The organism is Oscillibacter acetigenes, assembly GCF_025567605.1.
Taxonomy (GTDB): domain Bacteria; phylum Bacillota; class Clostridia; order Oscillospirales; family Oscillospiraceae; genus Oscillibacter; species Oscillibacter welbionis.
Map to the genome: position 1 here is coordinate 112,679 of NZ_JAOQKG010000006.1, position 21,529 is coordinate 134,207.

22 protein-coding genes are annotated in these 21,529 nt (G+C 65.6%); 2 read left to right on the top strand and 20 right to left on the bottom strand.

The genetic code is table 11. The annotated features are described in order from the left end of the window. From OCV80_RS12865 to OCV80_RS12905, 9 genes are all read right to left on the bottom strand, one after another. On the bottom strand, positions 1-146 hold a 146-nt coding region (locus tag OCV80_RS12865; protein WP_267288486.1), incomplete at its 3' end, for an RNA chaperone Hfq. A gap of 62 nt (positions 147-208) precedes the next feature. Continuing rightward, positions 209-1,153 carry a tRNA (adenosine(37)-N6)-dimethylallyltransferase MiaA gene (miaA, locus tag OCV80_RS12870; RefSeq protein ID WP_021752061.1) on the bottom strand — a complete coding sequence of 315 codons (945 nt, stop codon included), beginning with the start codon at positions 1,151-1,153 and terminating at the stop codon, positions 209-211. A gap of 167 nt (positions 1,154-1,320) precedes the next feature. Continuing rightward, the gene (locus OCV80_RS12875; protein WP_119311839.1) at positions 1,321-1,914 is read right to left on the bottom strand and encodes an NAD(P)H-dependent oxidoreductase; all 594 of its coding nucleotides are present in this window, start codon (positions 1,912-1,914) and stop codon (positions 1,321-1,323) included. Between the two features lie 5 nt (positions 1,915-1,919). Next, a complete protein-coding gene (locus OCV80_RS12880; RefSeq protein ID WP_136891296.1) occupies positions 1,920-2,114 on the bottom strand; it encodes a DUF6440 family protein in 195 nt (64 codons plus the stop codon). A 239-nt stretch (positions 2,115-2,353) separates the two neighbouring features. Continuing rightward, on the bottom strand, positions 2,354-4,435 hold the full coding sequence (gene mutL, locus OCV80_RS12885; RefSeq protein WP_136891297.1) for a DNA mismatch repair endonuclease MutL: 2,082 nt from the start codon (positions 4,433-4,435) through the stop codon (positions 2,354-2,356). A gap of 19 nt (positions 4,436-4,454) precedes the next feature. Then, positions 4,455-5,366, bottom strand: a complete 912-nt coding sequence (locus tag OCV80_RS12890) for an AEC family transporter (RefSeq protein WP_025545571.1) — start codon at positions 5,364-5,366, stop codon at positions 4,455-4,457. Between the two features lie 38 nt (positions 5,367-5,404). Continuing rightward, on the bottom strand, positions 5,405-6,115 hold the full coding sequence (locus tag OCV80_RS12895) for a CPBP family intramembrane glutamic endopeptidase (protein ID WP_025545572.1): 711 nt from the start codon (positions 6,113-6,115) through the stop codon (positions 5,405-5,407). A 238-nt stretch (positions 6,116-6,353) separates the two neighbouring features. Then, positions 6,354-8,960 carry a DNA mismatch repair protein MutS gene (gene mutS, locus OCV80_RS12900; RefSeq protein WP_174233006.1) on the bottom strand — a complete coding sequence of 869 codons (2,607 nt, stop codon included), beginning with the start codon at positions 8,958-8,960 and terminating at the stop codon, positions 6,354-6,356. Between the two features lie 843 nt (positions 8,961-9,803). Continuing rightward, complete coding sequence (locus OCV80_RS12905; RefSeq protein WP_021750635.1) at positions 9,804-10,004, bottom strand: helix-turn-helix domain-containing protein; 201 nt, start codon at positions 10,002-10,004, stop codon at positions 9,804-9,806. 100 nt (positions 10,005-10,104) lie between these two features. Here OCV80_RS12905 and OCV80_RS12910 point away from each other — a divergent pair, with 100 nt between their 5' ends. Beyond that, on the top strand, positions 10,105-10,350 hold the full coding sequence (locus tag OCV80_RS12910; protein WP_021750636.1) for a hypothetical protein: 246 nt from the start codon (positions 10,105-10,107) through the stop codon (positions 10,348-10,350). On the opposite strand, the gene miaB is transcribed toward OCV80_RS12910, so the two are convergent. The 3 genes from miaB to OCV80_RS12925 form a co-directional block, all read right to left on the bottom strand. Next, positions 10,347-11,759 carry a tRNA (N6-isopentenyl adenosine(37)-C2)-methylthiotransferase MiaB gene (gene miaB / locus OCV80_RS12915; protein ID WP_021750637.1) on the bottom strand — a complete coding sequence of 471 codons (1,413 nt, stop codon included), beginning with the start codon at positions 11,757-11,759 and terminating at the stop codon, positions 10,347-10,349. The genes OCV80_RS12910 and miaB overlap by 4 nt on opposite strands. 129 nt (positions 11,760-11,888) lie before the next feature. Continuing rightward, positions 11,889-12,593: an HAD family hydrolase gene (locus OCV80_RS12920; protein ID WP_267288452.1), complete on the bottom strand. Its 705-nt coding sequence runs from the start codon at positions 12,591-12,593 to the stop codon at positions 11,889-11,891. A 15-nt stretch (positions 12,594-12,608) separates the two neighbouring features. Further along, positions 12,609-12,791 (bottom strand): helix-turn-helix domain-containing protein, encoded by a 183-nt coding sequence (locus tag OCV80_RS12925; RefSeq protein WP_267288453.1) that lies wholly within the window; start codon positions 12,789-12,791, stop codon positions 12,609-12,611. 169 nt (positions 12,792-12,960) lie between these two features. Here OCV80_RS12925 and OCV80_RS12930 point away from each other — a divergent pair, with 169 nt between their 5' ends. After that, entirely contained in the window at positions 12,961-13,218 is a 258-nt protein-coding gene (locus OCV80_RS12930; protein WP_267288454.1) for a hypothetical protein, read from the top strand. Between the two features lie 18 nt (positions 13,219-13,236). Here the strand turns inward: OCV80_RS12930 and OCV80_RS12935 are convergent, their stop codons facing one another. The 8 genes from OCV80_RS12935 to prmA all read right to left on the bottom strand — a co-directional run bounded on the left by OCV80_RS12935 (position 13,237) and on the right by prmA (position 21,523). After that, a complete protein-coding gene (locus tag OCV80_RS12935; RefSeq protein WP_267288455.1) occupies positions 13,237-14,154 on the bottom strand; it encodes an RluA family pseudouridine synthase in 918 nt (305 codons plus the stop codon). Then, entirely contained in the window at positions 14,123-14,629 is a 507-nt protein-coding gene (gene lspA / locus OCV80_RS12940; protein WP_021748676.1) for a signal peptidase II, read from the bottom strand. Before lspA ends, OCV80_RS12935 begins: the two co-directional genes overlap by 32 nt. Before the next feature lie 10 nt (positions 14,630-14,639). After that, the gene (locus OCV80_RS12945; protein ID WP_267288456.1) at positions 14,640-15,701 is read right to left on the bottom strand and encodes an acyltransferase; all 1,062 of its coding nucleotides are present in this window, start codon (positions 15,699-15,701) and stop codon (positions 14,640-14,642) included. 79 nt (positions 15,702-15,780) lie between these two features. Further along, entirely contained in the window at positions 15,781-16,440 is a 660-nt protein-coding gene (locus OCV80_RS12950; RefSeq protein ID WP_036636562.1) for a TVP38/TMEM64 family protein, read from the bottom strand. 119 nt (positions 16,441-16,559) lie between these two features. Continuing rightward, the gene (locus OCV80_RS12955; RefSeq protein ID WP_136891300.1) at positions 16,560-18,458 is read right to left on the bottom strand and encodes a VanW family protein; all 1,899 of its coding nucleotides are present in this window, start codon (positions 18,456-18,458) and stop codon (positions 16,560-16,562) included. A 127-nt stretch (positions 18,459-18,585) separates the two neighbouring features. Then, on the bottom strand, positions 18,586-19,386 hold the full coding sequence (locus OCV80_RS12960) for a ParB/RepB/Spo0J family partition protein (RefSeq protein WP_021750436.1): 801 nt from the start codon (positions 19,384-19,386) through the stop codon (positions 18,586-18,588). A 138-nt stretch (positions 19,387-19,524) separates the two neighbouring features. Continuing rightward, a complete protein-coding gene (locus tag OCV80_RS12965) occupies positions 19,525-20,520 on the bottom strand; it encodes a bile acid:sodium symporter family protein (protein ID WP_119311846.1) in 996 nt (331 codons plus the stop codon). Between the two features lie 28 nt (positions 20,521-20,548). Next, on the bottom strand, positions 20,549-21,523 hold the full coding sequence (prmA, locus tag OCV80_RS12970) for a 50S ribosomal protein L11 methyltransferase (protein ID WP_119311963.1): 975 nt from the start codon (positions 21,521-21,523) through the stop codon (positions 20,549-20,551). Positions 21,524-21,529 lie beyond the last annotated feature (6 nt).

Below are 21,529 nucleotides of genomic sequence, written 5' to 3' on the forward strand. Positions count from 1 at the left end.
TCGCTGTCCAGCACCACCACAAAGGCGTCAAACCCCGCGATGGTGCCCCGCATCTGGAAGCCGTTCATCAGAAACATGGTGACGGGCAGCTTGTCCCGTCTGGCCCGGAGGAGAAACAGGTCCTGTAAATTCGCTTTTGTCTGCATATATGTCCGCTCCTTTTTTCTGTATGAGTCGGACGATTTCCCTGTCTCCCGTCCGCTCACCGCTAGAATACGCCAGCGGCGGCCAGGATTTCCGTCGAAACCTGGAGGGCCCGGGCAAAATCCCGGTCTTTTTCCCACCAGATCCAGTGAATGTCCGGATTTCGCCGCAGCCAAGTCAGCTGGCGCTTGGCGTATTGCCGGGAGCGGAGCTTCACCTCCGCCACGGCCTCCTCCACCGTGGCGGTGCCGTCCAGAACCCCCAGGAACTCCTTGTATCCGATGGCCTGGAGAGCCGTGGCCTCCCGGGGCAGGCCGCTTTCCAGCAGCTGCCCCACCTCCTCCAGCAGGCCCGCCGCCACCATGGCGTCCACCCGGCGGTCGATCAGGGTCTTCATGTCCGCCCGGTCCCGGAACTGGAGGCCGATCCACACGGCGTCGTACCGGGGCGGCAGGTCCCTTGTCTCCGCGTTGTGGGCGGAGATGGTCTTTCCCGTCTCCCGGTAGACCTCCAGCGCCCGGAGGATGCGCTTCTCATCCGCCGGATGGAGGCGTTCCGCCGCCTCCGGGTCCACCTGCCGCAGCTCCTCCAGAAGCGGGCCGATGCCCTCCCGGGCCAGCTGGGCCTGGAGCTCCCTGCGGACAGCGCCGCCGGCGTGGCCGCCGGCGAAGGTCCGGCCCTGCACCACCGCATCCAGCCACAGCCCGGTGCCGCCCACCAGGATGGGCCGCTTTCCCCGCCGCAGAATGTCGTCCACGATGGGGACGGCCGCCCGGGCGTACCGGGCGGCGGACCACTGTTCCGCCGGGTCTGCCACGGCAATCATGTGATGGGGCACGCCCTCCATCTCCTCGGCGGTGGGGGCGGCGGTGCCGATGGTCATGCCCTTGTAAATCTGCATGGAGTCGGCGGAAACCACTTCCCCGTCATACCGCTTTGCCAGCAGGACACCCAGCTTCGTTTTGCCGCAGGCCGTCGGCCCCACCACACAGATGATCTTCTCAGCCATCGCCGTCTCTCCTCTCGCCTGTCAAGGCTGTTCCGCTTCTGATGCATCGATATACTCACTGTATACGATCCGCTCCCGGATGTAAAGGGGGCCCTCCGCAAGCGGACAGCAGAAGCACCAGTGCCAGCGCAGCCGGCAATCTCCCCCTTACGGCAGCCGCCTCCTTTTCAGAAGTCCTCCGCCAGCCTGCGGGCCTTCTCACAGGCCTCCGTCAAAATCTCCTCCGTCTTGGCGGGATCCAGGTCCAGTCCGCCGGCAAACACATAGCTGAACGCCGGGATGCCGAACATGGCGCACAGCTGCTTCCAGTACAGGACACCCAGACTCTCGGGCTGCTCCAGATCCCCGCCGGAGGTGAGATAAGCCAGCTTCTCTGCCCGGCAATCCCCGTGGCAGCCGTCGGCCTCGTAGTGATAGGTCAGGCCATTGGCGGAGATGTACTCAATATACGTCCGCAGGGCCGCCGGGAAGGTCAGGTCCCAGAAGGGTGCCGCCACCACCACCCGGTCCGCGGCCCGGAACTGGCGGGCCAGATCATACACCGGCGCATCGAAGCACCGGATCCCCGCCAGGGCGTCCCGGTCGTTCAGCATCTCCGGCGCAAAGGGCTTCAGCGCCAGCAGGGCCTCTGGTTCCACAGTCTCCACCTCGGCCTCCGGATGCCTGGCCTGCCATGCGTCCAAAAACGATCTCGCCAGCACCAGGGTGCGGGATTCCTCCCCTCGCTGGCTGATGCAGCCGTTGACAAACAGCAGTTTCATGCAAATCACTCCTTCTCCTCCAAAAGGGTGGTAATGATGGGCTTCCCCTCCCGGTCCAGCAGGGGCGTCATCCCGCCGGCATGGCCGGTGGAATGCCACAGGTAGTTGACCCCGGTCTCCCGGTCCATCCAGACAGAGTTTTCCTCAAAGCCGGTGCTCTCCACACTGGTCCGCACAAACCGTTTTTCCTTTTTTGCCATATAGGAAACCTCCTGAAAAATTCGTCACTCCCATCTCCGCCAGGAAAAAGGGCTGGGGAAAACCCTGCGGTTTTTCCCAGTTCGTTCGCCGCGGGCGAACAAAGAAATCTCAATCATTTTCGGCAGGGCGTGTACCTGCCGAAAATCCGTTGACCTGTGCGCCTCGGGCGCACACACCAGTGACCGACGTCACTGGTGTGGGGGGAGGTCAAGGGGGGACGCAGTCCCCCTTCGAAGTCTCACGCCCGCTTGAACATCTTCTCCAGCTCGTACTTCGTCAGCTTCACCGCCACCGGGCGGCCGTGGGGGCAGTATTTGATCTCTCCGCTCTGCACCCGGTCCACCAGCACCCGCAGCTCCGCCGGATCGCTGACCCAGCCGCCCTTGATGGCCGCCTTGCAGGCCATGGTATGCAGCAGCGCCTCCCGCTTTTCATCCGGGGATCTTCCGGTCCGCAGGCGCTCGGCAAACTCCTCCAGAGTGGGCACCGTGTCGGCGGCGTCGATGTCCGCCGGCACCTCCCGCACCAGCAGGGCGCCGGCCCCGAAGTCCTCGCAGGCAAAACCGAACTGCTCCAGCAGGGGCAGGTTCTCCAGCAGCAGCGCCCCGTCCTCCCGGCTTAACTCCGCCGCGATGGGGGCCAGCAGCGTCTGTCGCATGGGGGGCTCCTGAGCATTTTTCAGCTTGTCAAAATTCATCCGCTCGTGGGCGGCGTGCTTGTCGATGAGCCAGACGCTGCCGTCCTCGCTCTCGCAGATGATATAGGTCCGCAGCACCTCTCCGGCAATCCGCCAGGGTGCCTCTTTCGTCTCCAGAACAGTCGTCTGGCCCGGTAGATCCTCCGTCAGCTTCAGCCGCTCCGGCGGGATGGCGGGCACAAAGGGGCGGGGAGCAGATTCCGGCGAGGTCGTCTTTTCTGCAGGGACGGACACTGGGGCAGAGGTCCAGGGGGCGGAGGGAGCCGTCCGCTCCGCCCGTGGGGCGGTCACGGAGACAGGCGGTCTGCCCAGCGCACCTTTGTTGCAGGAGGGTGCAGGCGGGCTGCTTTGCTGCGTGTCTGGCGGCGACGTCACAGAGGCGGGCGCCCTTCCCAGAGCGCCCTGGGCCGCGGACTCTGAGCGCTTGGTCTGGTAAAAAGAGGTCTGCCCGCTGTCCGCCACCCGGGCGGGCGCCCGCAGCTCGGTGTTCCAGGCGGGCCGGGCCGGAGCCGCGGGCTGGGGAGCGGGCTTTGCACCGCCCTGCCGGAACGTCTTGGCGTCCATGGTCTGGAAGAAGTCCTGCCGGGAGGCCGCCGGGAGCCGCGCCTCCTGCGCGGGAGCGGCGGCGGGAGCGCCGGTCTTGCCCAGGGCATCTAGCACCGTGTGGTAGACCGCGTCGAACACATCGTGCTCCCGGGCGAACTTCACTTGAGTCTTCGCGGGGTGGACGTTCACGTCCACCGCCGTCACCGGCAGGGTGACGGACAGGACGCAGCCAGGGAACTTACCCTTCATGATCTGGTTGCGGTAGCCCTCCTCCAGCGCCGCCGTCAGCAGCTGGGACTTGATGAACCGGCCGTTGACGAAGAACACCTGCATGGACCGGGAGCCCCGGCCCATCAGCGGCGCGGTGACAAAACCGGAGACCGTGATGTCCCCTCCGCTGCCGGACACCGGCACCAGCCCCCGGGCGAAGTCCCGGCCCAGGGCAGCGTAGACGGCGGAGTCCAGCTTTCCGTCACCGGGGGTCAGCAGGGCCTCCACCCCGTCCTTGATGAACTTGAAGGAGATGTCCGGATGGGACAGGGCCAGATGCTGCATGAGGCCGTTCACCGCCGCAGTCTCCGCACTGTCCTTGCGCATAAACTTCAGCCGGGCGGGGGTGTTGTAAAACAGGTCCCGGACCGTGATGGTGGTGCCCTCCGGCGCACCGGCGGGCTCCACTGCGCCGGGCACACCGCCCTCCAGATGGAGGGCGGCTCCCTCCGTCGTGCCGGTTTGGCGGGTGAGGATGTCCACCCGGCTGACGGCGGAGATGGCGGCCAGGGCCTCGCCCCGGAACCCCAGAGTACCGATCTTCCCCAGGTCCTCCTCCGTCCGCAGCTTGGAGGTGGCGTGGCGCAGGAAGGCGGTGGGGAGTTCCTCCGGCGCGATGCCGCAGCCGTTGTCCGTCACCCGGATCATGCCCATGCCGCCCCGGCGGATCTCCACCACCACGGCAGAGCTGCCGGCGTCGACGGCGTTTTCCACCAGCTCCTTCACCACGCTGGCGGGCCGCTCCACGACCTCACCGGCGGCGATCAGGTCCGCTACGTGGGACTCCAGTTGTTGAATGTGAGGCATATTGGTTTCCTTTCTAAGCTCAGAGCAGCAGCACGGCGACGATGGGAATGGTCACGATGGACGCCGCCGTGGTCAGGAAGGTGATCTGTGCCATGCACTCGGTGTCTCCGCCGTACTCCATGCTCAGCAGCGTCCCGTTCACTGCTACGGGCATGGCCATCTGGGTGACAGCGATCCCCAGCACCAGGGAGTCGATCCCCAGCGCCCGGAGGACCAGGCACAGGGCCACCGGCAGCAACAGCAGGCGGATGGCCGTCAGCAGCCACAGCTTGGGAGAGCGCAGCACCTGTCCGGCTGACATGCCCGCCAGCAGGGAGCCCACCACCAGCAGGGACAGCGGCACGGTGATGTCTCCCACAAAGTCCAGCATCTCGCCCACCAGGGCCGGCGGCCGCAGCCGGGTCAGCGCCAGCACCAATCCCAGGACAGAGGCCACGATGCAGGGGGTGAACAGCTGCTTCCAGCGGAAGCGGGCGGCCCCTGCCAGCAGCAGCGGGCCCAGACTGTAAGACAAGAGATTGAAGGGCAGCGCCAGAATGGCGGCATAGAACAGTGCGCCGTCTCCAAACAGGGCCACCGCTACGGGATAGCCAATGAACCCCACGTTGGGGAAGGCCAGGGCATACCGCCACACGCCCTTCTGCCCCTGTGTGCCCGGCAGGAACCGGGGCACCACCAGGGCAAAGACCGCCTCCAGCAGGTAGAACACCACGCCAACCTCCAGGATGGAGAGGATGGTCCCCAGCTCCGGCAGCTCCTCGCCGGTGATCACCGCCGCCACGATCATGGCGGGCATGGTGATGTTCAGCAGCAGCTTGGAGACCTTCTGGTCCGCCTCCCCGCCCAGGTACCCCAGCCGGTTGGCCGCATAGCCCGCCGCAATGGCGAACAGGATGACCAGCATCTCGCCAAATACGTCCCAAAAATTCATCTGTCCCTTTCTCCCCTCATCATTCCGGAATTCGGTTCTTACGCCACAAGGGTCCAAGCGGAGAGGGCGTTGGCCGCCGCATGGAGACCGATGGACGTCCACAGGGTGCCGGTGCGGTCATAGACCCACGCCAGCACCAGCCCGGGCACCAGATACTGGAGCATCAGCAGGAAATACGTGATGTCCCGGTTCACCACCGCGAACTGCCACACATGCAGCAGGGCGAACAGCAGGCAGCTGACCAGGTATCCCACCGCCGCGCTCTTGCGCCGGAGATTCCCGAACACCAGTCCCCGGAAGAGCACCTCCTCCACAAAGGGCGCCAGGAAAATGACGATCAGCAGCGTCATGTGGGGCGCGTCCTCGATCTGGGCGGAGATGGTGGTGTCGTTCAGGTTGGTCTGGTTGGATACCACCAGTCTTGTCAGGCGGTACACCAGCTCGTTCAGGCCGTACAGGGCCACCAGTCCGATGGCCATGAACTTGCAGGCCCCGCCCAGGTTCTCTGCAAAGTGCCGGGAGGTCCGACCCAGAAAGCCGTGGAAAATGATGACCGTGGCGGCGAAGAGGATGTAGTAATACAGGATATTCTGCAATCCGGTGCTGATGGTCACTCCCAGCAGTCCGCCGATCAGGCGGAACAGCGGGGTTGTGACAAAGGGCAGCACCAGTAGGTAGATCACAAAGAGCACCGTGCCCGCGATCTGTTCCCCCGCCGACATATAGGCGGCGCTCTTTCTTCTTGGCATCTCGTTCCCTCCCGGTTTTCGTCCGGCTTCTGTTTCAGCTCGTTTTCCCCGGCGGGCGGATCCGCCGGGGTCTTCTTTTGATCCGCTGGGCTTGGGCGGCGCGTGTCCGCCCGCCGCCAGGCCCCTCATTTCCGCGGAATCCCCTGTCCCGGCCTGAAGGCCGCTCTCCGGGCGCCGTCAGCGCGTCCGGTCCCCCGCGGCAGAGGGCGCATCCCGCCGTGCCTGCCCGGCCGGGTGCTCAGTTGAGCTTCTGCTTCCACTCGTAGATCAGGCTCATCGCCTCAATGGGCGTCAGCGTGTCCGGCTGGCAGCGGCGGAGGGCGTCCAGCACCTCCCCCTCGCCGATGGCGGTGAGGGACACCTGGTCCTCCTCTTTCCGGGCCGCTACGTACTGAACGCCGTTCTCCTCCTCCAGCTCTTTCAGGACCGTTTTGGCCCGCTGGACCACCTTGTCCGGCAGCCCCGCCAGCTTGGCCACCTCGATGCCGTAGCTGCGGTCCGCCCCGCCGGGGAGGATCTTCCGCAGGAAGATGATGTCCTCCCCCCGGGTCTTGACGGCGATGTTGTAGTTGACCGTGCCGGGCAGGGTGTTCTCCAGCTCCGTCAGCTCGTGGTAGTGGGTGGCGAACAGGGTCTTGGCCCCCAGCAGCTTCTTGTCCGCGCAGTACTCCAGCACCGCCCGGGCGATGGACATGCCGTCAAAGGTGCTGGTGCCCCGGCCGATCTCGTCCAGAATCAGCAGAGAGTGCTTCGTGGCGTGGCGCAGAATGTCCGCCACCTCCGTCATCTCCACCATGAAGGTGGACTGGCCGGCGGACAGGTCATCGCTGGCGCCGATGCGGGTGAAGATCCGGTCCACCACACCGATGCGGGCGCTGGCCGCCGGGACGAAGGAGCCCATCTGGGCCATGAGGACGATCAGCGCCACCTGGCGCATGTAGGTGGACTTGCCCGCCATGTTGGGGCCGGTGATGATGGCCACCCGGTCCTCCTTCTCCCCCATGAAGGTGTCGTTGGGGACGAAGAGGCTGTCCTTGAGCATCTGCTCCACCACCGGATGGCGGCCGTCGTGGATCTCGGTGGCCCCAGACTCGTCCACCGTGGGGCGGCAGTAGTGGTTCCGCACCGCCACCGCCGCGAAGGACACCAGGGCGTCCACCTCCGCCACCGCGGCGGCAGTCCGCTGGATGCGGGCGCTCTGGGCGGAGATCTCCTGCCGCAGCGCCGTGAAGAGCTCATACTCCAATGCCACCACCCGGTCCGAGGCGGTGAGGATCTCGTGTTCCAAGTCCTTCAGCTCCTGGGTGATGTACCGCTCCCCGTTCACCAGGGTCTGCTTGCGGATGTAGGTGTCCGGCACCTGGTCCTTGAAGGAGTTGGACACCTCGATGTAATAGCCGAAGACCTTGTTGTAGCCGATCTTCAGGGTCCGGATGCCGGTGCGCTCCTTCTCCTTGGCCTCGATCTCCGCCAGGACGCCCTTGCCGCCGTTCATGATGTGCCGCAGGCGGTCCACCTCCTCGTGGTAGCCGTCCCGGATGAAGCCGCCCTCCCGGACGGAGAACGGCGGCTCGTCGCAGATGGCCGCGCCGATGTGTGCCCCGATCTCCGTCAGGTCGTCCAGCTCCCCGGCCAGCTCCGCCAGCCGTCCGCCGGAGAAGGCCGCCAGCTGGGCCCGGAGGGCGGGCAGCCGCTCGATGGCGGAGCGGAGGGACACCATGTCCCGTCCCCCGGCGGTGCCGTAGACGATGCGGCCGATGAGCCGCTCCATATCTCCCAGGCCCGTCAGGGCGGCGATGAGCTCCTCCCGCGCCATGGTGCTCTCCACCAGGGCGGCCACGGCGGCATTGCGCTTGGCGATGGCGGTGACGGACAGCAGCGGCCGCTCCAGCCAGCTGCGGAGCAGCCGCCCGCCCATGGGCGTCCTGGTCTTGTCCAGCACCCACAGGAGGGAGCCTCTCTTCTCCCGGTCCCGGAGGGTCTCCGTCAGCTCCAGGTTCCGCCGGGCGGTCAGGTCCAACTCCATAAACCGGCCCTGCTCGTAGTAGTCCAGGTCGTTGATGTGAGAGAGGTCCGTCTTCTGGGTCTCGTACAGGTAGTGCAGCAATCCCCCCAGGGCCATGGCCGCGGCCGGGTTGGTCCTGGGCAGGCGGTCAAACGCCTCCTCCCCGAACTGGCGGCGGATGTTTCGCTCCGCCTCCGCCAGGCGGAAGCGGCCCTCGCCGCCGTTTTCCACCCGGCAGCGGAACTTCTCCGTCAGGGCGTCGGTCAGGGCTTTTTCCGAGGCGGCCCCGTCGTTCACCACCGCCTCTGCCGGGGAAAAGCGGCCCAGCTCGTTGACGACGTGCTCCACCCGGTCCGGGCCGGAGAAGGCCGTCAGGTGGGTCTTGCCGGTGGAGATGTCGCAGAAGGCCGCGCCGGCGTTCTGGCTGTCGATGTAGATGCCGCAGAGGAAGTTGCTGGCCTTCTCCTCCAGGCAGGCGGCGTCAATCACCGTGCCGGGGGTCACCACCCGGATGATATCCCGCTTCACCAGCCCCTTGGCCGTTGCCGGGTCCTCCATCTGCTCACAGATGGCCACCTTGTAGCCCTTGGCGATGAGCCGGGCGATGTAGGCCTCACTGGCGTGGTAGGGGATGCCGCACATGGGCACCCGCTCCTCCTCGGGCTTGGCGTGCTTGCCGTGGTCCCGGGAGGTGAGGGTCAGGTCCAGCTCCCGGGAGGCCAGCTTCGCGTCGTCAGCGAACATCTCATAGAAGTCGCCCAGCCGGAAGAACAGGATGGAGTCCGGATTGTCCTTCTTGATCTCCAGGTACTGCTTCATCATGGGGGTGAGTTCGGCCAAAAGGGTCACCTCATTCTCTTTCTATCAAAGGATTTGGATTCGTTTTATGGGGGTGCGTCCCATGGGACGCGGGAAATCAGCCATGTGGATGGCTGGGCTGGGCAGGCCGCCGAACGGCGGCCACAGGGGTCTGGCTCCCGCCGGGGGGCATTGTCCATGCGGGATGCGCCCCCCATTTTCTTTTTGAGACATCAAAAAGAAAATGCGCCGCGCCCGGTGGAAAAGAAAAAATGTCTCGGCGGGTCGGTCTGCGCAGGCGCAGACCTCCTGCCGCCGGCGGGGGAAGGTTGGCAATCCCGCGCGGCGGTCAGAGACGGAAACGCCCGGCCCTTGGGGAAACCTTCAGCCCGGGGAAGTCTGGGATACACGCTGCGCTGATTTTCGCTGCCGCTGGCCGGTGGTTGATGAAAGCCTCCGCAGCGGGCCGATGAGGGCATCGGCCTCTACAACCGCCCGGGCAGCGCGTAGCGAAGCGGAACGCGCGGAAAGAGAAGCTGGTCAAATGCGTTCTTGCACCCCGACAACTTCCGCACCATCCGCCACGGGACGGCAGTCGGGGAAATCGCAGAAGAGCATAGCGTGCCCGAAGGCAAGGCCAAATCGGAGCAGGCACTGGTACGCCGACCCCCGTACGCGCGGAGGGCCACTGCACCGGAGCGCGCCCGGCGCCTTTTTCTCTTACACCGGGCGCGGCGCGTTCTCTTTTTGGCGCAACCAAAAAGAGAATGGGGGGCGCATTGCCCAGCTGGCACCCCAGCTGAATCCCCCGGGCGGTTGATAACCGCCCCTACGGTCCTGCAGGGGTCCGGCGGAAATCCGGCGGGCGGACACACAGTTCCGCCCCTACCGCTCCCGGCAGACCAGCTCATCCAGCGACAGGCCGTAGAAATCCGCCAGGGCAATCAGTGTGGACAGGGTCGGTTCCCGCTCTCCACGCTCATACGTCTGATAGGCCCGCCAACCGATGCCGATGATTTTTGCCAGCTCGGTTTGTTTCAGGCCCCTTTGCTTTCTCAGTTGAAGAAGGTGTTCTGCAAACGTCATAATTCCTCTTCCGCTCTTGACAGACACAAATATGTCTGCTATGATACGTACTATAAAAGACACAATCGTGTCTGTCAAACAAATTCAGGAGTGATCCCCTATGTCCGATTACATCGACATCCTGCTCACCGCCCTGGAGGACGAGCTGTACCCCTCTCTGGGCAAGGACTACTTCCTCCCCCTCCAGCAGGCGAACGACGCCTTGACCGCGCTTTCCGCCACCCTCACCGATCAGCAGCGTGCGCTGCTGGATTCCTATGAGGACGCCTCCGCCGCCGCAGGCAGCGCCTATCAGGACGCCTACGCCCGCAGGGCCTTCCTCCTCGCGCGGGAGGTCTACCGTTAAACGGCCTCGCCGTACAGCGCCCAGGTGTTGCTGCCGGTGACGGCCACATCCGCGAACTGCCCGATCAGGGCCTTGTCCCCTTTCAGCCGCACCAGACGGTTGCCCTCCGTCCGGGAGGTCAGGGGGTACTCCGGGTCGTCGCTCTCGCCGTCCACCAGCACCCGCACCGTTTTGCCCACATAGGCGGCGTGGAGCTTGGCGGACATATTGTTCTGGACCTCCAGGAGCCTGTCAAACCACTTCTGCTTCTCCGCCCGGGTGGCCGGGTCCGGCATGGCCGCGGCCTTGGTGCCGGGGCGGGGGGAGTAGATGAAGGTGAACAGGGCGTCAAACCCCACCTCCTCCACCAGAGACACGGTGTCCATGGCCTCCGCCTCCGTCTCGCCGGGGAAGCCGATGATGACGTCGGAGGTCAATACCAGCCCGGGCATGACCCGCTTGGCGTAGTTCACCAGATCCAGGTACTGCTGCCGGGTGTAGCGGCGGTTCATCTCTTTCAGGACCCGGTCGTTGCCGGACTGGAAGGGCAGGTGCAGCTGCTTGGCCACATGAGAGCTTGCGGCCATCACGTCAAACAGCCGGGGCGTGGCGTCCTTGGGGTGGCTGGACATGAAGCGGATGAGATATTCCCCCGGGATCCGGTCGATGTCCGCCAGCAGGTCCGGGAAGTGGTAATCCAAATCCAGATCGTTGCCGTAGGAGTTCACGTTCTGGCCCAGCAGGGTGATGTCCTTGTACCCCGCCTCCACCAGCTGCCGGACCTCCGCCAGCACGGCCTGGGGGTCCCGGCTCCGCTCCCGGCCCCGGACGTAGGGCACGATGCAGTAGGAGCAGAAGTTGTTGCATCCGTACATGATGGAGACCCAGGCCTTCACGCCCTTCTCCCGCACCACGGGGATGCCCTCGGCAATGGTGCCGTGCTCGTCCTGGACGGAAAAGACCCGCTTCTTCGTCTCATACACCTGCCACAAAAGCTCCGGGAACTTCCACAGGGCCTGGGGGCCGAACACCAGATCCACGTGGGGATAGGACTTTTTGATCCGCTCCGACACCCGGGGCTCCTGGGCCATGCAGCCGCACAGGCAGATCACCTGCTCCGGATTCTCCTTCTTGGTGTGGGTCAGGGCGCCCAGGTTGCCGAACACCCGGTCCTCCGCGTGCTCCCGGATGGCGCAGGTGTTCAGGAGCACCAGATCGGCCTCCTTCGGGTCCTGGGTGAGGGTGAAGCCGCTTGCCTCCAGCATCCCCATGAGCTTCTGTCCGTCCGCCACATTCTGCTGGCAGCCGAAGGTGTCCACACAGGCCGCGGGGTGAGCCTCCCGGGCGGCGAACAGGCCGCGGATCTTCTCCTCAAACTCCCGCTGGCGGTCCAGGTCCGCCTGGGGGATCAATACGTTTTCGCGTTCCAAATCAGTTCCTCCAAATGCAGATACTTTAACTAAAATATCATAGCACACCAGAAAACAAAGCACAAGCAGAAACCTCCGGCAGGCAGACAGCGGCCCCGCCGGGAACTTCCCGGCGGGGCCGCTGTTGTGTCACAGGTCTGCCAGAAGATCCGGCAGGTCCGCGGGGCGGGCGGCCACGGCGTCCGCCGCCGCCAAATCCACGGACGGGGCGCCGCCCCAGGCGGCGGCCACGCAGACCACCTCCGCCGCCCGGCCCATGGCCCGCAGGGCCGCCTGGGCATTGCGGCCGAAGGCGATGTCCCCGGCGTGGTCCCCGATGTAGGCGAAGCGCCCCTCCCGAAGCCCCAGCCGGTCCAGGCAGGCCAGGAAGGCGGCGGGGTCCGGCTTCTGACGGGCGAAGTCCACGTCCGCGTGGCCCACCACGGCGGCAAAGCAGTCCGCCGCGCCGTGGGCGGCCAGGGCGGCGCGGATGTTGCCGCTGTCGTTCTGGGAGCAGATGCCCATGGGGGCCAGGGCGGCCAGACGGGGCAGAACCTCCAAAAGCCCGCCGAAGAGGGGCGGCAGGGTCCGGTCCGCCAGCTGGCAGGGGCCCCACAGGGCCCCCGCCTCGTCCAGCCGGTCCGCCGGGACGCGGAGGGCGTGCTGGTACAGCTCCCGCCAGTTGCGCCAGCGGTAGTTGGCGGCCTGATAGGCGTCCAGGGAGGAAAGCGCCTCCGGCAGCGGGTCCAGCAGGGCCGGGTCCAGGCGGCCAAGGACGGCCCTGGTGACGGCGAGGTTCTTCACCGGCGTGTTGGCCAGGGTGCCATCGTAGTCCCAGAGAATGGCTGTGAACATGGAAATTTCTCCTTTCTACCGCTCGTCCGTGCGGCCCATTAAATAATCCATGCTGACATCATAAATATCGGCCAGCTTCAACAGCGTATCTACCGGCACTTGGATCTTGCCGGTCTCATACCCGGAGTAGGTGCTCTGGCTCACCCAGAGCCGCCGGGCCATGTCGCTCTGTTTCCAACCCCGTTCTTCTCGGAGCATTTGAAGCCTCTCCAGTCTCATGCTCATCCCCTCATGGCAAGTATACACCAAGCCGGGCAGCGGGCAAAAACTTTAGTCATAACACGCATACAAAATTTTTTATCGGTGTTACCGATAAAATCGCATCTTGTGAGATGAGATATGTTACAATGCCCGCGAGGTGATGAATATGTCCGTTTATGAACGGCGGGATGACGTGTACTGCGGCTCCTGCGGCCACTTTACCCGGCACTACATCTGGCGGGACGGGCGGCAGGCCCGGAACGCCCCCAACGGGTGCTTTCTGCCCCTGAGCCTGGGCCACTGCGCCCATCCCCGCATGAAGGACCGGCGGGAGGATCAGTCCTGCCCCCTGTGGATCCCCCGCACCCCGGACCAGGACCCGCCGGACACCCGGCTGCCGGGTGCAAACGCGCCGGACCGCTGAGAGCGGCCCGGCGTTGTTCTATCCTCGGTTCTCCAGCCTCCGCAGCTGGGTCTGGAACGCCTCCGGCAGGTCGCACCACAGCTCCACCAGCTCCCCGGTCCGGGGGTGGAGAAACCGCAGCCCCACCGCATGAAGGCACTGGCCCTGGAGGCCCGGCACGGGCTTTTTTGCCCCGTACACCGTGTCCCCCAGAATGGGGTGGCCGATGTGCGCCATGTGGACCCGGATCTGGTGGGTGCGCCCGGTCTCCAGTCGGCACTCCACATAGGTATAGCCGGGGAACCGCTCCAGCACGGACCAGTGGGTCACCGCGCTCCGGCCGCCCGCCACCACCGCCATCTTCTTCCGGTCCGCCGGGTGGCGGCCGATGGGGGCGTCCACCGTTCCGCTGTCCTCCCGGAGATTCCCAATCACGATGCAGCGGTAAATCCGGGCCAGGGTGTGGTCCTGAAGCTGGGCGGAGAGCTTCTGGTGGGCAGCATCGTTTTTCGCTGCGATGATGAGGCCGGAGGTGTCCCGGTCGATCCGGTGGACGATGCCGGGCCGCAGCTCCCCTCCGATGCCGGAGAGGGAGTCCCCGCAGTGGTGCAGCAGGGCATTGACCAGCGTGCCGTCCGGGTGGCCGGGGGCCGGGTGGACCACCAGCCCCTTGGGCTTGTTCACCACGATCACGTCGCTGTCCTCGTACACCACATCCAGGGGGATGTCCTGGGGCGCCACGTCCACCGGTTCCGGGTCCGGCAGGGTAACGAACACGGCCTCTCCCCCGCCCAGGCGGTAGTTTTTCGCCAGGGGCTTTCCGGCAGCGGTGACCCGCCCCTCCTCGCACAGCCGGGCGGCGGCGGAGCGGGTCACATCCGGCAGCTGCCCGGCCAGCCAGGCGTCCAGCCGGGTGCCGGTGTCCTCAGGATTCACTTGGAGCGTCCGCGTCTCCATGGGCCTTGCCTCTCTTGTCGTATTTCTCGTAGAACCATAGGTAATAGATTACCGCCAGCACGGCGCCGCACACCACGCAGATGTCCGCCACGTTGAACACCGGGTAGGAGGGCCAGAACTCCAGGTGGAACATGTCCACCACGTACCCCAGCCGCACCCGGTCGATGATGTTCCCCACGCCGCCGGACAGGATCAGGAATCCCGCCGCCACCCCCAGGGGGTGCCGGACGATCCGGCGGAGCAGGACCACCGCCACCGCGATCACAATGACGGAGGTGACCGCCACCAGCAGCCAGCGCATACCGGAGAAGCTGGACCAGGCCGCCCCGTAGTTGTGGACGGTCCGCAGCTCTACCAGCCCGGGCAGAAAGGGCTGGGCCTCCCCCAGGGGGATGTTGACGGTGACATAGTGCTTCACCCACTGGTCCAGGCCCAGCAGGGCCAGGGACAGCGCGGCGCAAAGGGCATACAGCATAGTTTTCTCCTCAAATCAGATAGGTTTTCACCACCGGCACCCGCCGGAGGACCAGCCACACCAGAAAGCCGCCCCCGAAGGCCGCGGCCGCCAGCACCGGCACGCCCCAGACGGGCGGCAGCGTCCCGGCGGAGAGGCCCCTGCCCGCCAGGAAGTCCAGGAAGAACAGGTGCGTCAAGTAGATGCAGAAGGACGCCTTGGAGACGGTCTCCGCCATGGGCCAGCGGTCCCGGTTCTGCCACCGGGCGGCGCAGAAGCCGTACAGCCCCGCCGCCTGCAAACAGACGCCGGGGGCGCTCCCCTGGAGGAACACCTGATACAGCGCCCCGGTTTTGACGGAGGCCGCCAGCGTCAGGCCGAAGGTCAGCGCCGTGCCCGCCAAATACAGCCAAACAAAGGTCCGGGGCCTGTGGCGGGGCGCCTCCTGAGTCAGGACATAGCCCAGCACACCATAGCCCACGGCGCACCAGGTCAGGTTGATGGGGTACTGGGCAGGGATGCCGCCGACGAGGGACAGGGGCGGGAAGAATTTCAGCGTGGGGGCCAGACACCCCAGCACGAACCAGATCCCCAGAGCGTAGTTCAGCAGCCGCCGGTCCGCCGCCGCCACAAGGCGGCGGGTCAGGGGCAGCACCGCGTACACCAGCAGAATGATGTGGAGGTAATAGAGATGGTTCTTGTGATGGAACAGCACCAGATTCAGCGCCGCCTGCCGGAGGGCCGTCCGCTCCAGCACGCCCGCAGCGCGCCAGCCCCGCAGCAGCTCCACACCCTCATAGGCTGCGGCCCAGAAAAGCAGGGCCGCCAGGATGCGGGGGATGTACTTCGTCCACACCCGCCGGACGGTGACCTCCTTTTCCGGCGGCAGCAGCAGCGCGCCGCTGCACAGGAAGAACACCGGCACCGCGCTGCGCAGCAGGCAGTTCCAGAACAGGGCGGAGGTCCACCCAAAGGACCCCGGCGCTCCCGCAAAGCCCCCGGCGGCGGAGGCATGGATCAGCAGCGTGCCGAAGATGGCAGCGGTCTTGGCCGCGTCCACCGGCACGCTGCGGCGCTGTGTCAGCGTCTGCATCCGACCATCTCCCTCATTGGACAGATCGAGCTTGCCGACAACAGTGTACACGGTTTGGCAGAAAAAAGCAACCGCCGCTTCACGCCCTCCTGCGGCGCCGCCACAGGAGCCAGATAACGCCGGAGAGGGCCGTCAGCGCCCCGCCCGCCGCCAGGGACAGCCAGAAGCGCCCGCTCCCCGGCTGCCACAGCGCGCCGCCCAGCACGGTGGCGCAGGCAATCCGGGGCAGGCCGCCCAGCAGCCCGGCGGAGAGATACGTGCCGTAGGGCGTGCCGGAGGCCCCCAGATAGAGGCTCACCACGTCCCCCGGCGATGCCCCCGCCAGCCGCAGCAGAAAGACGGACAGCCACGGGTTCTCCGCCTGGGCCCGGCAGACGCCCGCCACCCGGGGAATCCGCTCCGCCAGGGCCTCCAGTCCCCCCTGCTCCCGCCGCCCCAGGAAAAAGGGGATGGTCTGGGCCACCCCGGTGCCGCAGAGGTTCACCGCCAGCGCCAGGGGGAAGGGAAACAGCAGTCCCCCCGCCGCCGTGAGGGCGGACATGGGAAAGCAGACGGAGAGGCTCTTGAGGGCGTACAGCCCCACCAGGAACGACGCCGCCAGAACCGTCTGCCGGGGGGAAAAGGCGGCGATGGCCTCCGCCGTCAACTGATGGCGGAACGGCCAGAGGGCGGCGGCGCCCGCTGCCAGCACCAGCAGCGGCGCCCCGTACCGCCAGACATGAAAGGCATGTTTTTCCATAGCCGTCCTCCCGCCCGCGTCAGATAGGGCTAGTATATGCGGCGGGCGGAAAAAGACGAAGAGGCAGCCGGAAATCCGGCTGCCTCTTTCTGCAAATAGTGACAGAATTCCCCTGGCGGTCATACAAAGGGTTCGTCCTGGGGCAGGACGTCCGTGGAAAGTTCGGACTCCCCAGTGGTCCCGGTGCCGGTCTGCCCTTCCGCTGTCTGCTGGCCGTCCTGCTCCGGCGTCTGGATGGTCCAGCCATTATCCGGCGTCGTGGGTTCTGTAGGCTCTGCGGGGACATCAGGGTCCTGGGGCTCCGTGGGCTCCACCGGCGTGGTGGGCTCGGTGGTGTCCGTTGGGATCTGGGCGCCGCCGTCGGCGGGCTCTACCGCCGGGCCCCGGAGGATCACCTTATTGCGGGACTTGTAGTCGCTGGTGGCCTCGTAAGTGGAGGAGATCAGCTTGCCGTTGGCGTCGTAGACATTGCGGTATGTCCGGTACTTGTACCCGGTGTAGGGCGTGGTCTTGACCTTCTCCGTGCCCGGCGCCAGGGTGGGGTCGTCCTCATACACCGTCTCATAGGGCGTGGTGGAGAGGTGCTCGTTGGTCATCTTCACGCTGGTGCCGTCCACATTGGTGCCCAGGATCCGGACCGTCAGGTAATTGTTTTCATAGATGGTGACGATCTTGATGGGGTACAGGGAGTTGTTGGTGAACTTGTAGTCCGGCCCGCCCCAGGACACCGTGGCGTCCATGCCCGCGGTGATATAGGCGGGGACGTAGCGGTGGGCGTACCGCTCCGTGATCTCCAGGTTGGACCGCAGGCAGGCCAGGTACAGCGTGGAGGAAGTCTGGCAGATGCCGCCGCCGATCTCGTCCACCGTCTCCCCCTGGACATAGGCGGGAGCCGCCTGATAGCCCCGGGCGGCGGTCCGCTGGCCCACCACGTCATTGTAGGAGAACACGTCGCCGCTGTTCATCACATACTCGTTGATGGATGCGGCGGACAGCTTCACATTGGACCGGCGGGCGGAGGTGCCGCCCACATGGGTGCGGGCCTCGCCCAGCACGTCCCGGAACAGCACCTGCTCCAGCTCCTCCGCCGTGACGGCGGGCAGCTCCACCTGGGCGGGGACGGTGACGGTCTCGCCGGGCGCGGCTGCGTCCAGCAGCCGCTGGGCCTCGTCCACATCGAAGTCCGCTCCGGCCTCCTCCGGTACGATGGCGCCCGTCTCCTTGTCATAGGAGGCGTTCTTCACCACGCCGGAGCAATCGTCGTAGATCTCCTGGGCGGTGAGGGTCTTGGCGGGAAGGATCCGAGCGTTGTTCACAAACACGCTGGCCGCCGCGCCATTGCCGCTGCCAGTCCATCTTTCCTGTGCAGTCCGCGCAAGATCTGCGGCGGACACGGACAGTCCGTTCAGGGCTTTTGTGATTTCGACGGCATCCTCCGTCACCTCGTAGGAGGCGTCCTGGGCCTCCCGGGAGAACTGCTCACTGAGCTGTTCCATTTTTACCTGGAAGATATCCTCCTCCGGCTCCAGCACGACGCCCAGTTGTCCATCTGCTCCGACCAGGCAGGCAAGATACTCCCAGCCCTTGACAAAAAAGCTGCTCCGGCCCTGCACGGCATCAAATGCGGATTGGGCACTGACCTCATAGTCCAGTTCCTCTGTGATGCCCAGCTCCCGATAGGTGCATACGGCGTCGGGGTCTGCGCCGTACAGCATATCTCCCTCCGGCGCGGATTCCCCATCCCCGGTCTCATCGGCCAGCGGTAAATAAAACTCTACGGTTTCCTCCGGAATCTCCTGCCGCAGCCGCTCCGCGGCCTGCTCCGCTGTGAGGCCTGCCACGTCCACACCATTGATGGTGGTGTTAGGGTAAAATATATCCAGGGAATTGGCATAGGCGCACAGGCCCACATAGGCGGCAAGCAATACCGCCACAATAACTCCTATGATAATTATCGGCTTTTTGCCGCCGGTTTTCAGCCGCTTCGGCGCGGTGGCTTCGTTCGTATTCGGTTCCATGAAGCCCCTCCTGTTGTTCTGTCGGATCGCCCAGACAAGCCGTGCTGTCCTAGCTTATGCATTCAGGATTTTATTTTAGCACGTTTTTTCTGGAAAATGGATTACAATCCCGTAACAATCAGAAGTTTCAGGCCTCTTTCCGACGCTGTTTCGGAATGCGGAGCGTCAGAACGATTTCGTCCTCTGTCTCCTCCCGCTCCGTCCGGGCGTCCACACCTGCGTCCCGAATCAGCCGCAGCCCCCGGTCCACACTGTTCAAAAACAATCGCACGTCCTTGATGATGTACGTCCGCCGTCCTGCGGGCGGCGCGGTCTGGAGGGCTGCCAGCCGCCGCTCTACATACTGCTCCGTCTGGGCCACATTCCAGTGCTTCGCCGCCGCCTGGCGCAGGGCGGTCAGCCGCTCGCCCTCGTCCTCCAGCCGCAGCAGGCAGCGGGCGTGACGCTCCGTCAATCCGTGTTCCACCAGCAGCGCCCGGCAGGCCGGGGACAGCCGCAGCAGCCGCAGCTTGTTGGCCAGAGCCGAGGGGGACATGCCCAGCTGGGCCGCCACCGCCTCCTGGGTCATGCCCGTCTGGTGGAGAAAGGCGGCGATGGCCTCCGCCTCCTCCAGGTAATGCAGATCCTTGCGCTGCAAATTCTCCACAAGGGCCAGCAGGGCGGAGGCCCGCCCGTCCACCTCCGCCTCCAGGCAGGGGACGGTCTCCAGACCCGCCAGCACGGCTGCCCGCAGCCGCCGCTCCCCCGCCACCAGCTCCCAGCCCGCCGCGGTCCGCCGCACCGTCAGGGGCTGGAGGATACCGTGGCGGCGGATGGATTCCGCCAACTCCCGGAGCCCCGTCTCCTCAAAGGTCCGCCGGGGCTGCATGGGATTGGGGCGGATTTCCGCCGCCGGGAGCCACAGCACCTTCCGTTCCGGCCTGTCCATGGGACCACCTCCGTTTCATTTCCTTTATTTTACAGGTCCTGTTCCAAAAAGGCAGGGGGAATCTGTCGAGGCGTCCCCCACTCCGCAGGAAAAGCGGCCGCCCAATGGGCGGCCGCCATGCGAACACTGCATATTCCATTACCGGGACGGTTCCTCCGCCAGGCGCGCTTCGTAGGCCGCCTGATCCGCCCGGCCGGGCCTGGTGGCCCGCAGGGCCTTCACGATCAGGGCCGTGGTGGCCTGGAGGAACACCGGAGAAAAGGCCACCGGAAACAGCACGTCTCCGGGGAAATAGGCCTCGGCCAGCACCGCCCCAGCGCTGATGTTCCGCATCCCGGCGTTGAGGGCGACAGTCTGCACTGTGGGGAAGTCCAGCTTCAACAGCCGCCCCGCCCAATACCCCAGGAAAAAGCCCAACAGGCACAGGAAGAACACCACGATCATCACCCGCACCAGGGTCGGTGTCAGGTTCCGGAGGAAGGGCGCGCAGCCGGTGGCATTGGCCGTGATGATGAGCAGCAGGGCCGCCTTGGCGGGCAGGGACAGCTTCGGCTTCAGCGTGACCGCCACGGCACCCTTTGTCAGCTGGTACAGCACCATGGCTACCAGAGCCGGAAGCGCCACCATCAGCAGCAGGTCCCGCATCATGCCCCAGGTGTCCAGCTCCACCACCGAGCCCACCAGCAGCTTCATGGTCAGGGGGATCACCACCGGGGAGAGGAGTGTATCCAGCAGCACCACCGAGAGGCACAGGGCGGTATTGCCCCGACTCATGCCCACCCACATGAGGGACGCCACACCGGTGGGCACTGCATACTCCAGCACCAGCCCGATGGTAAACAGCGGCGCGTCCGGAAAGCACAGCGTCCCCAGGCCCAGGGTAATGAGGGGCATCACCACGTGGAGCAGGCCGAAAATCACCGCCACCGGCAGAGGGTGGCGGACCACCTGCGCCAGCTCCCGGAAGCCGCCGCCCAGGCTGTTGGAAAAAGTCATGAAGGCGAACAGCCCTACCGTCACCCCGTTCAGGTGGGAGAGCACCTCCGGAAAGGCAATACCCAGCGCCACACAGCAGAGCACCACCGGCGCCATGTGTCCGCCCAGGAAGCCATCCAGGCGGCCGAGCGTTTTCAAATCCGATCCCCTCTTTTCTAGTTCCTGTTCAGCGGCAGAGATAGGAAAACCAGCCCTCAGCGCTCCGTGTCTCCAGGATCTCCCAGCCGTTTTCCCGCAGGCGGTCCGCCACCTCCTGCGCCCGGTCGTCGATGATGCCGGAGCAGAGGAACAGTCCGCCCGGAGCCAGCATGGGCCGCACCAGCGGAGAAAGGCCGATGATGACGTCCGCCACGATATTAGCCACCACCATCTGCCAGCCGCCGCCCAGATCCGCCCGCAGAACCGCGTCCCCCAGTACATCTCCGATCCGGACGGTGTAGGTGTCCTGCCCGATGCCGTTGAGGGCGGCGTTCTCATAGGCTACGTCCCGGCACTTGTCGTCGATATCCACCGCCGCGGCGGAGGCCGCCCCCAGCTTCAGCGCCGCGATGGAGAGGATACCGCTGCCGCAGCCCAGGTCCAGTACCCGCTCGCCGCCGCGGATGGTCTTCTCCAGCGCCGTCAGGCACAGGCGGGTGGTGGCATGACTGCCGGTGCCGAAGGTGAGGCCCGGATCCAACACCAGGGCCACCCGCCCGGCGGCAAGGCCCGCCCGGACCTTGGGGTCCTCCCGCAGCCACTCCGGCACCACCAGCAGCCGGTCTCCAATCTCCATGGGCTTGTAATACTGCTTCCAGTTGTTCTCCCAGTCGGCGTCCTCCAGGTCATCCAGGGTCATCAGCAGGGTGCCGCAGTCGTCCCGGGTCTTTTTCAGCTCCTCCAGGGCGATGCGGACCTCCCCCAGCTTGGCGAAGCCCTCGTCCCCCGCCTCCAGATAGAAGGTGATCCGGGACCGGCCCTGCATCTCCTGCCGCAAATCCTCGTCCACATAGTCCCAGTACTGCCCGTTGTTCTCCAGGAAGTCCTCGAACTCCGTCTCGTCATCGATCACCACACCGTCGATGCCCAGGGCGGAGAGCATCGTCTCCACCGGCTCCAGTCCGGTGTGGTTTGTGTCGATATGTACCTCCAGCCATTTCACAGCCGT

What these genes read in the sequence shown, in the direction of transcription:
- miaA (WP_021752061.1), bottom strand. Translation starts at nt 1,153, where the DNA reads ATGGCTGAGAAGATCATCTGTGTGGTGGGGCCGACGGCCTGCGGCAAA.
- OCV80_RS12875 (WP_119311839.1), bottom strand. Translation starts at nt 1,914, where the DNA reads ATGAAACTGCTGTTTGTCAACGGCTGCATCAGCCAGCGAGGGGAGGAA.
- OCV80_RS12880 (WP_136891296.1), bottom strand. Translation starts at nt 2,114, where the DNA reads ATGGCAAAAAAGGAAAAACGGTTTGTGCGGACCAGTGTGGAGAGCACC.
- mutL (WP_136891297.1), bottom strand. Translation starts at nt 4,435, where the DNA reads ATGCCTCACATTCAACAACTGGAGTCCCACGTAGCGGACCTGATCGCC.
- OCV80_RS12890 (WP_025545571.1), bottom strand. Translation starts at nt 5,366, where the DNA reads ATGAATTTTTGGGACGTATTTGGCGAGATGCTGGTCATCCTGTTCGCC.
- OCV80_RS12895 (WP_025545572.1), bottom strand. Translation starts at nt 6,115, where the DNA reads ATGCCAAGAAGAAAGAGCGCCGCCTATATGTCGGCGGGGGAACAGATC.
- OCV80_RS12905 (WP_021750635.1), bottom strand. Translation starts at nt 10,004, where the DNA reads ATGACGTTTGCAGAACACCTTCTTCAACTGAGAAAGCAAAGGGGCCTG.
- OCV80_RS12910 (WP_021750636.1), top strand. Translation starts at nt 10,105, where the DNA reads ATGTCCGATTACATCGACATCCTGCTCACCGCCCTGGAGGACGAGCTG.
- OCV80_RS12920 (WP_267288452.1), bottom strand. Translation starts at nt 12,593, where the DNA reads ATGTTCACAGCCATTCTCTGGGACTACGATGGCACCCTGGCCAACACG.
- OCV80_RS12925 (WP_267288453.1), bottom strand. Translation starts at nt 12,791, where the DNA reads ATGCTCCGAGAAGAACGGGGTTGGAAACAGAGCGACATGGCCCGGCGG.
- OCV80_RS12930 (WP_267288454.1), top strand. Translation starts at nt 12,961, where the DNA reads ATGTCCGTTTATGAACGGCGGGATGACGTGTACTGCGGCTCCTGCGGC.
- OCV80_RS12935 (WP_267288455.1), bottom strand. Translation starts at nt 14,154, where the DNA reads ATGGAGACGCGGACGCTCCAAGTGAATCCTGAGGACACCGGCACCCGG.
- lspA (WP_021748676.1), bottom strand. Translation starts at nt 14,629, where the DNA reads ATGCTGTATGCCCTTTGCGCCGCGCTGTCCCTGGCCCTGCTGGGCCTG.
- OCV80_RS12945 (WP_267288456.1), bottom strand. Translation starts at nt 15,701, where the DNA reads ATGCAGACGCTGACACAGCGCCGCAGCGTGCCGGTGGACGCGGCCAAG.
- OCV80_RS12950 (WP_036636562.1), bottom strand. Translation starts at nt 16,440, where the DNA reads ATGGAAAAACATGCCTTTCATGTCTGGCGGTACGGGGCGCCGCTGCTG.
- OCV80_RS12955 (WP_136891300.1), bottom strand. Translation starts at nt 18,458, where the DNA reads ATGGAACCGAATACGAACGAAGCCACCGCGCCGAAGCGGCTGAAAACC.
- OCV80_RS12960 (WP_021750436.1), bottom strand. Translation starts at nt 19,386, where the DNA reads ATGGACAGGCCGGAACGGAAGGTGCTGTGGCTCCCGGCGGCGGAAATC.